General features: G+C 64.6%; 10 protein-coding genes and 1 pseudogene. 9 read left to right on the forward strand and 2 right to left on the reverse strand.

What is annotated here, in order from left to right:
• Positions 1-70 precede the first annotated feature (70 nt).
• Positions 71-739 carry a DNA-3-methyladenine glycosylase family protein gene (locus AC5ZG1_RS31595; protein WP_130229751.1) on the forward strand — a complete coding sequence of 223 codons (669 nt, stop codon included), beginning with the start codon at positions 71-73 and terminating at the stop codon, positions 737-739.
• A gap of 93 nt (positions 740-832) precedes the next feature.
• Here AC5ZG1_RS31595 and AC5ZG1_RS31600 read toward each other — a convergent pair whose 3' ends face one another.
• Both AC5ZG1_RS31600 and AC5ZG1_RS31605 read right to left on the reverse strand, forming a co-directional pair.
• On the reverse strand, positions 833-1,348 hold the full coding sequence (locus tag AC5ZG1_RS31600; protein WP_456640896.1) for a hypothetical protein: 516 nt from the start codon (positions 1,346-1,348) through the stop codon (positions 833-835).
• A 157-nt stretch (positions 1,349-1,505) separates the two neighbouring features.
• Positions 1,506-2,392: pseudogene (locus AC5ZG1_RS31605) on the reverse strand (LysR family transcriptional regulator).
• A 130-nt stretch (positions 2,393-2,522) separates the two neighbouring features.
• Here AC5ZG1_RS31605 and AC5ZG1_RS31610 point away from each other — a divergent pair.
• The 8 genes from AC5ZG1_RS31610 (at position 2,523) to AC5ZG1_RS31645 (ending at position 13,225) form a co-directional block, all read left to right on the forward strand.
• Positions 2,523-3,497 (forward strand): NAD(P)H-dependent flavin oxidoreductase, encoded by a 975-nt coding sequence (locus AC5ZG1_RS31610; protein WP_496135133.1) that lies wholly within the window; start codon positions 2,523-2,525, stop codon positions 3,495-3,497.
• A 213-nt stretch (positions 3,498-3,710) separates the two neighbouring features.
• On the forward strand, positions 3,711-4,892 hold the full coding sequence (locus AC5ZG1_RS31615; protein WP_496135134.1) for an ABC transporter substrate-binding protein: 1,182 nt from the start codon (positions 3,711-3,713) through the stop codon (positions 4,890-4,892).
• A 29-nt stretch (positions 4,893-4,921) separates the two neighbouring features.
• A complete protein-coding gene (locus AC5ZG1_RS31620) occupies positions 4,922-6,448 on the forward strand; it encodes an acyl-CoA synthetase (protein ID WP_496135135.1) in 1,527 nt (508 codons plus the stop codon).
• 133 nt (positions 6,449-6,581) lie between these two features.
• A complete protein-coding gene (locus AC5ZG1_RS31625; protein ID WP_456640891.1) occupies positions 6,582-7,442 on the forward strand; it encodes a helix-turn-helix domain-containing protein in 861 nt (286 codons plus the stop codon).
• Positions 7,443-7,550: 108 nt separating this feature from the next.
• Positions 7,551-8,912, forward strand: coding sequence for an FAD-binding oxidoreductase (locus tag AC5ZG1_RS31630; RefSeq protein WP_456640890.1), 1,362 nt, complete (start codon positions 7,551-7,553; stop codon positions 8,910-8,912).
• A 244-nt stretch (positions 8,913-9,156) separates the two neighbouring features.
• Complete coding sequence (locus AC5ZG1_RS31635) at positions 9,157-10,242, forward strand: DUF2855 family protein (RefSeq protein WP_130229743.1); 1,086 nt, start codon at positions 9,157-9,159, stop codon at positions 10,240-10,242.
• A gap of 92 nt (positions 10,243-10,334) precedes the next feature.
• Positions 10,335-12,122 (forward strand): NAD(P)/FAD-dependent oxidoreductase, encoded by a 1,788-nt coding sequence (locus tag AC5ZG1_RS31640; protein WP_496135136.1) that lies wholly within the window; start codon positions 10,335-10,337, stop codon positions 12,120-12,122.
• A 128-nt stretch (positions 12,123-12,250) separates the two neighbouring features.
• Positions 12,251-13,225, forward strand: coding sequence for a peptidyl-alpha-hydroxyglycine alpha-amidating lyase family protein (locus AC5ZG1_RS31645; protein WP_496135137.1), 975 nt, complete (start codon positions 12,251-12,253; stop codon positions 13,223-13,225).
• Positions 13,226-13,397: the final 172 nt, after the last annotated feature.

A 13,397-nucleotide genomic window follows, 5' to 3' on the forward strand; every position in this document is an offset into this window, starting at 1 on the left:
TAGGACTCTTATCGATAGCAGATGGATGCGCGGGTCAAGCCCGCGCATGACGCGACGAGACTGTTCCTCCATGCTCATCCACTTCGAAACCCAATCGGACCTCGAAGACGCGATCAAAACTCTTGTGAAGCAGGACAAGCGGCTGAGGCCAGTCCTGGAGATCACCGGCATGCCGGCGCTGCGGCAGCGCGAGCCGGGCTTTGCCGGGCTTGCCGCGATCGTCTGCGGCCAGCAGCTTTCGACCGCGAGCGCCGCGGCGATCTGGGGCCGGGTCAGCAAGGCATTCGATCCCTTTCATCATGATGCGATCAGCAAGGCGCGCGCGGACCGGCTTGGCCGGCTCGGCCTGTCGGCGGCGAAGATCAAGACACTGAAGCACATCGCGCGCGAGCTCGCCGCCGAGCGGCTGAACCTCGACGTGCTCGCGAACGAAGACGCCGACATCGCCCACAACACGCTGACCGCGCTGCCCGGCATCGGACCATGGACCGCGGACATCTATCTGTTGTTCTGCCTCGGCCATGGCGACGCCTGGCCGGCGGGCGACCTCGCCGTGCAGGAAGCGGTCAAGATCGGGCTGGGACTGAAGGAACGGCCGACGGCAAAGCAGATGGCGCCGCTGGCCGAGCCCTGGCGCCCGCTGCGCGGCGCCGCGGCGCATCTGTGGTGGGCTTATTACCGTGTGCTGAAGAAGCGCGAAGGCGTGATTGCCGGCGCGAAAACGAGCGCAGGATCGTAGCCCGGGTGAAGCGCAAGCGTAACCCGGGGCCGGCGGCAAACGTCGATACTGGTGCCGGGTTGCGCTTCGCTCCACCCGGGCTACGGGGCTTCGTCACAGTTTTCGGCTGTCGTAGGCCCAATGGAGCAACGCTTGGCGTTGCCGTGGCCTGCAGGTCAGATCACCGGGTTCGCAACTGCGCTTGATCTGCGCGACATGTCGCCGGATCGCTTTCCAGCGCCTGATCTGCCGCGCATCCTCCATCGATATGCGACGGCCCATGTAATAGCGGCAATACCACTGAAACCAGCCGCGCGGATCGTCGGGGTGGATCCATCCTTTCTGTCGCCAGACCGAAAGAGGCTGGCTCGCGTTGACGCCGAAGTAGTTCAGCGAGCAGTCGCGTCTCGAAGGCGAAAGCCGGGCGCCGGCAAACCAGCTCGCCGGGAATTCCTTGCGGCAGTCCGTCATGTACTTGCCGCAGAAGATGCCGAGGGCCAGCAGCTGCTTCGGTGTGAGTTCGGGACGAAATTCCGGATCGAAATTGCGTCCGGCAGGTTCGGTGAGGACGTAGCGGTACCCCCGCTGCATCTTGTCGTTGACTGTAACGCTTACAGAGCGTCGGCGCATGATTGTGAGCCTCATGTCCTTTGACAAGCGCGGCGGGCGGCGAAAGTTCTCTGGACAGGCCCGTAGCCCGGGTGAAGCGCAGCGTAACCCGGGACCGATCGTCAATGTTGATGCAGATGTCCCGGGTTGCGCTGCGCTCCACCCGGGCTACGGGGCACTAGCCGCGCAGCCTGATGCGGTCTTCGCGGGCACAGGCGGTGACGAAGCTGGTCACGGCGCGGACGGCGGGCAGTTCGATCAGGTCGGGATGCGCGAGCAGCCAGAGGTCGGAGACGCTGCCGAGCTTCTGCGGCGCGACGCGCACCAGGTCCGGGCAGCTCTCGGCGACGAAGCAGGACAGCGCCGAGATGCCGAGCCCGGCGCGCGCGGCGGCCAGCATGTCGCCTTGCGACGAGCAGCGCATCACCACCGTTCCCTGCCGCGTAATGAAGTCGCTCCAGCGCGCCAGATGCGCGTTCGACGCCTGGTCGGCAAAACCGATCACGCTGTGACCCCGCCACTCCTCGCGCCGCTCCGGCAGCTTGCGCCGCGCGGCATAGTCGCGCGAGGCGTAGAACCCGGTGCCGAGCCGGCCTATTCTGCGCCGATCAGGTTTTCCTCGCCGGCATCGACCGGCCGCAGCACCACATCGGCCTCGCGGCGGCGCACGCTCGCCGGAAACGGATGGGTGATGATCTCGAGCTGGATACGGTCGTGATCGCGCAGGAACGGCCCCAGCCGCGGCATCAGCCAGTGCGCGGCCAAGGTCGCACCGATCGACAGCTTCACGACGCCTCTCGCCTGTTCGCCGGTTGCGGACGCCGCGACCTCGGCGCGCAGCGCTGCGGCCGCCATGGCGTCGGCATGCTCGCGAAACTTGCGGCCCTGCGAGGTCAGCGACAACCCGTCATTGGAGCGCGCGAACAGGCGGGTGCCGAGCTGCTTCTCCAGCGCCGCGATCTTGCGGCCGATGGTCGGGTGGCTGGCGCGCAGGCGGCGTGCGGCGCCGGCGAAACTCCTGGTGTCCGCGACGGCGACGAAGGTCTTGCACAGGTCCCAATCCATCCGGCAGCCTCGCATAGCCTGTTCATTTCTGCTGAAGCGACTGTTCAATATTGAACAGCGCCACCGCTTCGTCCAGCCCTATATTGACAGCGTCAAGATCAAGATGCCGCAGGCACCGGAGGACCCAGGAATGACGCTGCCCGCTTTTCTCGCCAATAGTCTCGAACTACCGGTGGTCGGCTCGCCGCTGTTCATCGTGTCAGGGCCCGATCTCGTGATCGCCCAGTGCAAGGCCGGTATCGTCGGCTCGTTTCCGGCGCTGAACGCCAGGCCGGCCGAGAAGCTCGACGAATGGCTGACGCAGATCGAGGACGAGCTCGGCGAGTACAAGGCGCGACATCCGGACAAGAAGGTCGCGCCCTACGCGGTGAACCAGATCTGCCATGCCTCCAACGACCGGCTGATGCGGGACATGGAAACCTGCGTGAAGCACAAGGTTCCTGTCATCATCACCTCGCTGCGGCCGCCGTCGGAAATCGTCGAGGCCGCGCATTCCTATGGCGGCGTGGTGTTTCACGACGTCATCAACGTCAAGCATGCACGGAAAGCCGCCGAGCAGGGCGTCGACGGCCTGATCCTGGTCTGCGCCGGCGCCGGCGGGCATGCCGGCACGCTGTCGCCGTTCGCGCTGGTGCGCGAAGTCAAGCAATGGTTCAAGGGCACCATCCTGCTGTCGGACGCGATCTCCGACGGCTGGAGCATCGCCTCCGCGCTCGCGCTTGGCGCCGACCTCGCCTACATGGGCACTCGCTTCATCGCCACGCAGGAAGCCAATGCCGATCCGCGCTACAAGCAGGCGCTGACTGAACATGGCGCCCACGACATCGTCTATTCGAACCTGTTCACCGGCGTGCACGGCAACTACCTCGGACCGTCGATCGTGGCCGCCGGTCTCGATCCGAACAATCTGCCTGTTGCCGACAAGTCGACGATGAACTTCGGCTCCGGCGGCAACATGAAGGCCAAGGCGTGGCGCGACATCTGGGGTTCGGGCCAGGGCATCGGCCAGATCACGGATGCGCCGCCGGTCGCCGAACTGGTGGAGCGGCTCAAGACGGAATTCACCGAAGCAAGCAGCGACTTCCAGAGACGCGCGAGCGCATGAATTCACCTCGCCCCGCTCTTCGCGGGGAGAGGTCGAAATTCAAGCTGCGCTTGAATTTCGGGTGAGGGGCTGCCTCCGCGAATGTCTCTGTCATCGTATTCGCGGAGAGAGCTCCTCACCCCAACCCTCTCCCCGCAAGAGCGGGGCGAGGGAAAGGCGCGATCAAGCGCCCTCAATTCAGAATAAAAATCTTTAGTCATCGGGAGAGAGACCATGAAGCTGCGGCACGCATTGGCCGTTCTGTTTACCTTGGGCGCGATCGCAACGGCCTTCGCCGAGGACAAGGAAGACATCCGCATCGGGCAGACCCTGCCCTATAGCGGTCCGCTGTCCGGCTTCGGCATCATCGGGCGGACGCAGGAAGCCTTCTTTGCCAAGGTCAATGCCGAAGGCGGCATCAACGGCCGCAAGGTGAAGTTCATCACGATGGACGACGCCTACTCTCCGCCCAAGACGGTCGAGCAGACCCGCAAGCTGGTCGAGCAGGAAGAGGTGCAGATGATATTCGGTTCGCTCGGCACCGCGACCAACAGCGCCGTGCACCGCTACCTCAACGGCAAGAAGGTCCCGCAACTGTTCCTCTTGAGCGGCGCCACCAAATGGGCCGACCCGAAGAACTTTCCCTGGACCATGCCCGGCATGGCCGCCTACGAATCCGAGGGCATCGTGTATGCCAAATATGTGTTGCAGGCCAAGCCCGACGCCAGGATCGCTATCCTCTCCCAGAACGACGATTTCGGCCGCGACTATGCCGCCGGCTTCAAGCGCGCGCTCGGACCCAAGGCCGCCAATATGATTGTCGCGGAGGCGAGCTATGAGACCAGCGCGCCGACAATCAGTTCGCAGCTCGCGACATTCAAGGCCTCCGGCGCCAACGTGCTGTTCGCCGTCGTGCTTGGGAAATTTACCTCGCAGTCGATCAAGGGCGTGGCCGAGCTCGGCTGGAAGCCCGAACTGTTCTTCGTGCCGACCTCGGCCTCCTCGATCTCGTTCCTGGAGCCGGCGGGACTGGAGAATGCAGTCGGCCTGATCTCCTCGAGCAATCAAAAGGACACGATGGATGTGCAGTGGGCCGATGACGCAGGTGTGAAACAATATTTTGCGTTCATGAAGCAGTATCTGCCGAATGCCGACCTGAACAATTCGAACTACGCCGCCGGCTACCACTATGCGACACTTCTGATGGCCGCGCTCAGGGCATGCAAGGACGATTTCAGCCGCGACAACATCCTGCGCCAGGCGACGTCGCTGCGCGAGGTCAAGCTGCCGCTATTGTTGCCGGGAATGACCGTTACGACCGGTCCGGATGATTACCTGCCGTTCCAGCAGTTGCAGTTGCGACGCTTCAACGGCAAGAGCTGGGTCGCTTTCGGCGAGATCCTGGACGACCGCTAGGCCTGTCGCGATAGATTGAGGGTGTGAGAATGATCATCAGCGGTGAACGCCGGATCGGCTATGGCGAGATCAACGAGCGCATCGGCCGCGCAGCATCCGGGTTGCGGGCGCTGGGCGTGCGCGATGGCCAGCCGGTCGCGATGATGTTGCGCAACGATTTTGCGCTGTTCGAGGCGGTGGCCGCCTCCGCCGCGCTCGGCAGCCCAATCGTACCGGTCAACTGGCACCTGAAGGCCGACGAGGTCGCCTATATCCTCGCCGATAGCGGCGCGGACGTCCTGATCTGTCATGCCGACCTGTTGCCGCAGATACGCGACGGGCTGCCCGCCGGGCTCAAGCTTCTGGTCGTAGCGACACCGCCCGAGATCGCCGCGGCCTATGGCGTCTCGCCGGCGGTGGCGCAGGTACCCGACGGCCTGACCGACTGGGACCGCTGGCGCGACACCCATGCGCCCTTGACCGATGCCCCGATCGGCGCTTCACCAATGTTCTACACCTCGGGCACCACAGGCCAGCCCAAGGGCGTGCGGCGCAAGCCGATGCCGCCCGAACTGCAGGCCGCGGCCGCCCGCGTCAGCGCGATCGCCTACGGCATCAAGCCGAACGACAACCAGATCGTTCTGATGAACGGGCCGATGTATCATTCGGCGCCGCACAGCTACGGCATGCTGGCGTTCCGCAGCGGCTGCACCATCGTGCTCGAACCGCGCTTCGATCCCGAGGATCTGCTGCAGCTCGTCGAGCGCCACCGCGTCACCCACATGCACATGGTGCCGACGATGTTCGTGCGGCTGCTGCGGCTGCCGGAGGAAACGAGACGACGCTACGACGTCTCCTCGCTGCGCTTCATCATTCACGGCGCCGCGCCCTGTCCGCAGGATGTGAAGCGCGCGATGATCGACTGGTGGGGACTGGTGGTGAACGAGTATCTGGGCTCCACCGAGACCGGGATCCCGATCTGGCATTCGGCGACAGAGGCGCTGGCAAAGCCCGGCACCGTCGGCCGCGTGATCGAAGGCGGCATCGTCAAGATCTTCCGCTCCGACGGGACGGAATGCGACGTCAACGAGCCCGGCGAGATCTTCATGCGGCAGACGGCAATCCCGGATTTCGACTATCACGGCAATGCCAAGGCGCGCGCCGAGGCCGGGCGTGAAGGCCTCGTCAGCGTCGGCGACGTCGGCTATCTCGATGCGGACGGCTATCTGTTCCTGTGCGACCGCAAGCGCGACATGGTGATCTCGGGCGGCGTCAACATCTATCCCGCCGAGATCGAGAACGCGCTGATCGGCATGGAAGGCGTGCGCGACTGCGCGGTGTTCGGCGTCGCCGACGACGAATATGGCGAGCGGCTGTTCGCCTGCATCGAGCCCGAGCCGGGCGCGACGCTGTCGGTCGCCGCCGTGCAGGATTTTCTGCGCAGCAAACTTGCCAACTTCAAGGTGCCGAAGGACATCCAGTTCATGGACGCGCTGCCGCGCGAAGCCACCGGCAAGATCTTCAAGCGCAAGCTGCGCGATCTGCATCGCGAAGGCACGCTCCGCGCAGCCGTTTGATGCGGCCGAGGCAAATGCGCTCTCACGCCTTTTCACGTGTGCGTTAGGAACGGCTTCGCCGCCCTTTCGCAGCCTCCATCCGCGCCCAACCTAGCAACGTTGTTTCATGCGTTGCCAATGGAGCGCGATCGGCGTGACGAAGTTCGGTCAGGTGCGCTGGGCTCAGAAGGATGGCAGCCCGCCGACGACGTCCCAAGCGGACGGTCCGGCGGGCGAAAGCGGCGTGCGGGTGTTCCGGGCGCTGTTCGACGGCGGGGCGCATTTCAACGCCACACCGGATCAGCACCTCGTCTTCGTTCAGATGTCACCCCATCTGCAGCTCGATTGCCGAATAGCCGGACGGCAGCTTCGGCACGAGACGACCCACGGCGCGCTCGCGATCTGTCCGGCCGGCATTGACTCGTCCGCCGATGCCGACGGCACCGCCGATATGCTGCTGGTCGCGGTCAAGCCGACCCAGCTTGCGCTTGCGGCCGCGGAAGATTACGCGCTCGAAGCAGAGCTGCCGGAACGGCTGTCGGGGTACGACCAAACGCTTCAGCAGGCGGCGCAGTCGCTGGCCGCGGAGAGTGCGCAAGGCTATCCCAATGGTCCGCTGTTCTGGAGCGAAGCCGCGAGCCGCTTCATCGGCCGCCTAGTCTCCCACTATACGTCGACGCCGCGACGCCCAGTTCGCGGCCGGCTCGGTCAACGCGCGCTGCAGCGGATCAGAGACTATGTGCTGATCAATCTCGCCGAGCCGATCGAGGTCGCCGATCTGGCCGCACTCGCCGGCCGCAGCTCGTTCCATTTCTCGCGCGTATTCACTCGATCGGTCGGCATGACGCCGTATCGCTACGTGGTCCATCTCCGCCTGCAGGCGGCGGCGCGGCATATGCGCGAAGGACGAATGGGTCTCGCGGAAATCGCTGTCGACACCGGGTTTGCAGATCAGAGCCATTTGTCGCGATGGGTCCGACGCGTGTACGGCGTCGCGCCCTCCGAGTTTACCTGAGCGAACCAGCAAAACCGCAGGAATCTTCACGAACGCAGGGCCCGCTTCTCCGTAAATCGGCAGACACGCCGAGCACTCCGCTCGCGCCGATCACAGGAGAGTGAAGCCATGTCTGCTACGATCGATGCCGCCGTTTGCGGCCTGAGCGAGGACTTGCCCGGGCTGGTGTCATTGCCCGGCGATGATCGCTATGCGGCGGCGACCAGTATCTGGGCCAAGCAGGTCGGCATCGCGCCCGGTGCGGTCGTGCATTGCCGAACCGCTGGGGATGTCCAGGATGCAATCCGGGCTGCGCGCGAGCGCGAGCTGCCACTGTCGGTCCGCGGCGGTGGCCACGACTGGGCGGGCCGTGCGCTCTGCGACGGCGCGGTGATCGACCTGAGCGGCATGCGCAAGGTGGTGCTGAGTGCCGACCGCCGCAGCGCCTCGATTGCGGGCGGCGCCCGCGCCGCCGATGTCATAGCTGTCACCGATCCACACGGGCTGGCGGTGGTGGCGGGATCGGTTTCGAGCGTCGGGATCGCCGGACTCACGCTCGGCGGCGGCTATGGTCCGCTGATCGGACGCTTCGGACTGGCGATCGACAACATGCTCGCCGCCGAGATCGTGCTGGCCGACGGCCGCATCGTGCATGCCGACAGCGAGAGCAACGCAGATCTGTTCTGGGCGCTGTGTGGCGGCGGCGGCAATTTCGGCGTGGTGACGGCGATGCGTCATCGCGTCCATGAACTGCCGAGCGTCCATTCCGGCATGCTCGTCTATCCCTTTTCCGAGGCCCGCGCGGTGCTCGAACGATGCGGCGCATTGATGGCGTCGGCGCCGGATGAGTTGACGGTGCAGCACACGCTCATGGTCGGTCCAAGCGGCGCGATCGTGGTCCTGGTCATTCCAACCTGGAGCGGCCGGCCCGAACAAGGTGAAGCAGGGCTTCAGCCGTTCGCGCGGTTGGGAACGCTGCTTGCGGGCGGAATCGAGCGGCAATCCTACGCAGCCCTGCTCGGCATGTTCGATCCCTACATCGCGAGCGGATTGCAGACCGTGATGGACAGTTGCTGGCTGCCGGCGCTCGACCGCGACGCCATCGACGTGTTCATCCACGCGATGGAAAACGCGGTCTCGCCGGGATGTGCGATCATTACCCACGAATTCCGCGGCGCGGCGTCCCGCGTCGCGGAGGCTGCGACGGCGTTCGGACTGCGTCGCGATCACCTGCTGGTCGAAATCCTGGCAAGCTTTCCGGATCGCTCCAACGCCAGCGACTGGCCGCGGCACCTGCACTGGACGCGCTCAACGCGCGAGCGCTTCGCCTCAGCGCTACCCGGCGGTTATCCGAACTTTCTCGGCAAGGATGAACTCGATCGCGCGAGACAGAGCTACGGCGGCAATGCCGGGCGGCTGATGGAGATCAAGCATCGCTACGATCCCGACAACGTCTTCTCTTCTGCCATTCCGCTGCCGCGTTCCGCTTAACGTTGAGGACGCGCATGCTGATTCATGTCGTTAGCACTGCTGTCGCGTTCATGCTGACGGCGTTCAGGGCAAAAAAGGTGGCCCCGTGTCTTCCTCGGGTCCACAATTTCAAACGGCTTGTCAGGCCGGCGTCCGCTTCATCGCAGCCGCCGGAAGCGAACAGCGTTTTAAACTATGTTGCCGTTGCAAAACGTCCATCGCCCGACGCAAAGATGGCGGCACGTCACGAGCCGGAGCCGCCGCCATGACATCGACCGACTTCGTCGTCGCCCGCAACGATCTCAAGCAATGCAAATTCATCGAGCAGACGGTGCCCGATGCCGCCGTGCTTCCAAGCGAGACATTGCTGGTCAAGGTGACGCGCTTTGCGCTGACCGCCAACAACATCACCTATGCGGTGCTCGGCGACGAGCTGAAATACTGGCAGCTCTTTCCTGCACCGGATGGGTTCGGCAACATTCCGGTGTGGGGATTTGGCGAGGTCATCGCCTCCCGCCATCCGAACGTTGCCGAGGGTGAACGGTTGTTCGGGTATTTCCCGATGGCGACGCACCTTGTGATCGAGGCCGCCGAAGTCAGCAAGCGCGGCCTGCGCGACGGCGCCGCACATCGGCAGGGCGTGGCGCCGGTCTACAATGCCTATGCACGTGTGAGCGGCAATCCGGCCTTTGCCGGACGGCAGGGCGACTACCAGGCCTTGCTGCGGCCATTGTTCATGCTGTCGTTCCTGGTCGACGACTTCCTCGCCGAGAACGGGTTTTTCGGCGCGGAAAGCGTGATGCTCTCCTCCGCCTCCAGCAAGACCGCCTTCGGGCTCGCGCATCTCTTGCACTCCAGAGGCATCAAGGTGATCGGCCTGACGTCGGGGGCAAATACCAACTTCGTGACATTGCTCGGCTGCTACGACGAGGTCATCACCTATGATCGCGTCGCGTCGCTGGCTGCCGATCGGCCGGCGGCGTTCGTCGACATGGCCGGCAACAGCGGCTTGTGCGAGGTGCTGCACCGGCACTTCGGCGCGCAGATGAAATATTCCGGGCGCGTCGGACTGACGCATCGACTCTCCTCCGAGAGCGAGCCGGAGTTGCCGGGCGCCAAGCCGAGCTGGTTCTCGGCGCCCGAGCAGATCCGTAGACGTGCCAAGGAGTGGGGACCGGGCGGAATCGAGGCGCGCCTGGGCCCCGCATGGGCCGGCTTCGCGCCGAAGCTTGAGCAATGGCTCAAGGTGAGCGAAGGCCGTGGTCCCGCAGCGGTGCAAGCAGCCTATCTCGACACCCTGAGCGGCCGCGTGCCGCCGGAACTGGGGCTTATTCTCTCGCTCTGGGAATAGCCGACATCCCGTCACGACCTTTCTGCGGCCTGCCGAATAGGTATAGGCTGCACGGGAACACGCCGCGGAGACGGCCGTGATGGGAAACGCTCATGCTCGACAAGACCGACGACATCTCGGTGGCCGCCGACACTTGGCTCGCGCGATTCGAGGACGCACTTCGCAAGCCCGGCGACGGCGCGCTCAATTTCCTTTTTCTCCCCGATAGTTTCTGGCGCGATATACTGGCGCTGAGCTGGAACATCCAGACCATCGACGGCGCGGACGCCATCATTGCCGAGTTGAAGCGGCATGCGGGCCGCGCGGCACCACGCCGCCTTGTGATCGATCCCGACCGCCGCGCCCCACGCAAGGTGATGCGGGCCGGCACCAATGCGATCGAGGCGATGTTCAAGTTCGAGACCACGATCGGTCGCGGCAGCGGCATCGTCCGCCTGATCCCTGACCCTACCGACGGCAACGCGCTCAAGGCCTGGACGCTGCTGACCGAGCTCGGCGAGCTCAAGGGCTTTGAGGAGCAGCTCGGCGTCAACCGCCCGCGCGGCAACGCCTATTCGCGTGACTTCCGCGGGCCGAACTGGCTCGACCTCCGCAAGGCGTCGACCGACTATGCCGACCGCGATCCGACCGTGCTCGTGGTCGGCGGCGGCCAGAGCGGGCTCTGCATCGCCGCACGGCTGAAGCAGTTGCAGGTCGATACGCTGATCGTCGATCGCGAGGAGCGCATCGGCGACAATTGGCGCAAGCGCTATCACGCGCTGACGCTGCACAACCAGGTGCAGGTCAACCACCTGCCCTATATGCACTTTCCGCCGAACTGGCCGACCTATATCCCGAAGGACAAGCTTGCCAACTGGTTCGAAGCCTATGTCGACGCCATGGAGCTGAACTTCTGGACCAGCACCGAGTTCGAGGGCGGGCACTACGACGCGAACGACGGCCGCTGGACGGTGACGCTGCGCGGCGCCGATGGCTCGAAACGCCAGATGCATCCGCGCCATGTGGTGCTGGCCACCGGCGTCAGCGGGATTCCGAGCGTGCCTGATATCCCCGGCCTGAAGGATTTTTCCGGCAAGATCCTGCATTCCAGCGGCTATGACGACGGCGAGAACTGGAAGGGCAAGCGCGCCATCGTCATCGGCACCGGCAACAGTGGCCACGACATCGCCCAGGACCTCTATTCCAGCGGCGCCGACGTGACGCTGGTGCAGCGCAGCCCGACGCTGGTGGTCAGCATCGAGCCGTCGGCGCAGCTCGTCTACGCGCCCTACAATGAGGGAACGCTCGACGACAACGACCTGATCGCGATGTCGATGCCGCTCAAGCTGGGGCGCAAGAGCCACGCGATGGTGACGGAGAAATCGAAAGCGCTCGACAAGGACCTGCTCGAGGGCCTTAAGCGCGTCGGCTTCAAGCTCGACTACGGCGAGGATAACACCGGCTGGCAGTTCAAATATCTCACCCGCGGCGGCGGCTATTATTTCAACGTCGGCTGCTCCGATCTGATCGTCAAAGGCGAGATCGCGCTGAAGCAGTTTGCCGATATCGAGACGTTCGTTGCCGCCGGCGCCAGGATGAAGAACGGCGAACTCCTTCCCGCCGATCTCGTGGTGCTCGCGACCGGCTACAAGCGCCAGGAGGAACTGGTGAAGAAGCTGTTCGGCGCCGACGTCGCCGACCGCGTCGGCACGATCTGGGGCTTTGGCGAGGAGCAGGAGCTCCGCAACATGTACACCCGCACGCACCAGCCGGGCCTCTGGCTGATCGCCGGCGGACTGGCGCAATGCCGGATCGGCTCGAAGCATCTGGCGCTGCAGATCAAGGCGATCGAGGAAGGCCTGCTGCCGCGCGACGTCGGGCCGCGGGCGATGTTTGCGTAGTTTACACCGTCATTCCGGTGCGCGCGAAGCGCGAGCCCGGAATCCATAACCACCATCATGAGTATGGATTCCGGGCCTGCGCCTTGCGGCGCATCCCGGAATGAAAACGACCTTGGGGAGGAAAACACATGTCGACCATCCTCGGCTCCGGCGAGCATCGCTACCGCGTGGTGCAGAACTGGGCCAAGCTACCCGACGGGTGGCAGCTCACCGACGTCGCCTCCGTCGCGGTCGACAGCAAGGACCGCATCTACGTCTTCAATCGCGGCGAGCATCCGATGATCGTGTTCGACCGCGACGGCAATTTCCTGCGGAGCTGGGGCGAAGGCCTGTTCTCCCGCGCCCACGGCCTGCACATCGACGCCGATGACAATCTCTATTGCACCGATGACGGCGACCACACTGTGCGCAAATGCTCGAGCGAGGGCAAGGTGCTGCTCACGATCGGCATCCCAGCTAAGCCCGCGCCGTTCATGAGCGGAGAGCCGTTCAACCGCTGCACCCACACCGCGCTGTCGCCAAAGGGCGAGATCTATATCTCAGACGGCTACGGCAACGCCCGTGTCCACAAATTCACGCCCGACGGCAAGCTGATGAAGAGCTGGGGCGCGCCCGGCACCGATCCCGGACAGTTCAACATCGTTCACAACATCGCGACCGACGCCGACGGCTTTGTCTATGTCGCCGACCGCGAGAACCATCGCGTGCAGGTGTTCGACGGCAACGGCAAATACGAGACGCAGTGGAACAATCTGCACCGTCCCTGCGCGCTCTGCTGTTGCGGCGGCAAGCAACCGAACTTCGTGATCGGCGAACTCGGTCCCGGCATGGCGGTCAACCGCAAGGTACCTAATCTTGGACCCCGGCTGACCATCGTCGATGCCAAGGGCAATCGCATCGCGCGGCTCGGCGGCGAAACCGGCCCGGGCGTGGAGACCGGCAAATTCCTGGCGCCGCACGGCATCGCGCTCGACTCCAAAGGCGACATCTATGTCGGCGAGGTCGGCGTCACCGACTGGAAGACCAGCTTTCCCGAGACCGAGATGCCGGCCGAGGTAAGGGTGGCGCGCTGCCTGCAGAAGCTGGAGAAGATCGTAACGTAGCTAGAGTTTGATGAGCTAAGGTTGAACTGTATCCGCCGTGGGCGCTGCCTCTTTTCACCTCTCCCATAGGGAGAGGTCGGCGCGCAGCGCCGGGTGAGGGGATCTGCTCTATCGAGGGACCGCAACCCCTCACCCGCGCCTCCGGCGCGACCTCTCCCTTCGGGAGAGGTGA

The sequence above is a fragment of the Bradyrhizobium sp. Leo78 genome, assembly GCF_059512425.1.

Excerpts from the sequence above, each read along its gene's own strand:
- AC5ZG1_RS31595 (WP_130229751.1), top strand. The coding sequence starts at position 71 with ATGCTCATCCACTTCGAAACCCAATCGGACCTCGAAGACGCGATCAAA.
- AC5ZG1_RS31600 (WP_456640896.1), bottom strand. The coding sequence starts at position 1,348 with ATGCGCCGACGCTCTGTAAGCGTTACAGTCAACGACAAGATGCAGCGG.
- AC5ZG1_RS31610 (WP_496135133.1), top strand. The coding sequence starts at position 2,523 with ATGACGCTGCCCGCTTTTCTCGCCAATAGTCTCGAACTACCGGTGGTC.
- AC5ZG1_RS31615 (WP_496135134.1), top strand. The coding sequence starts at position 3,711 with ATGAAGCTGCGGCACGCATTGGCCGTTCTGTTTACCTTGGGCGCGATC.
- AC5ZG1_RS31620 (WP_496135135.1), top strand. The coding sequence starts at position 4,922 with ATGATCATCAGCGGTGAACGCCGGATCGGCTATGGCGAGATCAACGAG.
- AC5ZG1_RS31630 (WP_456640890.1), top strand. The coding sequence starts at position 7,551 with ATGTCTGCTACGATCGATGCCGCCGTTTGCGGCCTGAGCGAGGACTTG.
- AC5ZG1_RS31635 (WP_130229743.1), top strand. The coding sequence starts at position 9,157 with ATGACATCGACCGACTTCGTCGTCGCCCGCAACGATCTCAAGCAATGC.
- AC5ZG1_RS31640 (WP_496135136.1), top strand. The coding sequence starts at position 10,335 with ATGCTCGACAAGACCGACGACATCTCGGTGGCCGCCGACACTTGGCTC.
- AC5ZG1_RS31645 (WP_496135137.1), top strand. The coding sequence starts at position 12,251 with ATGTCGACCATCCTCGGCTCCGGCGAGCATCGCTACCGCGTGGTGCAG.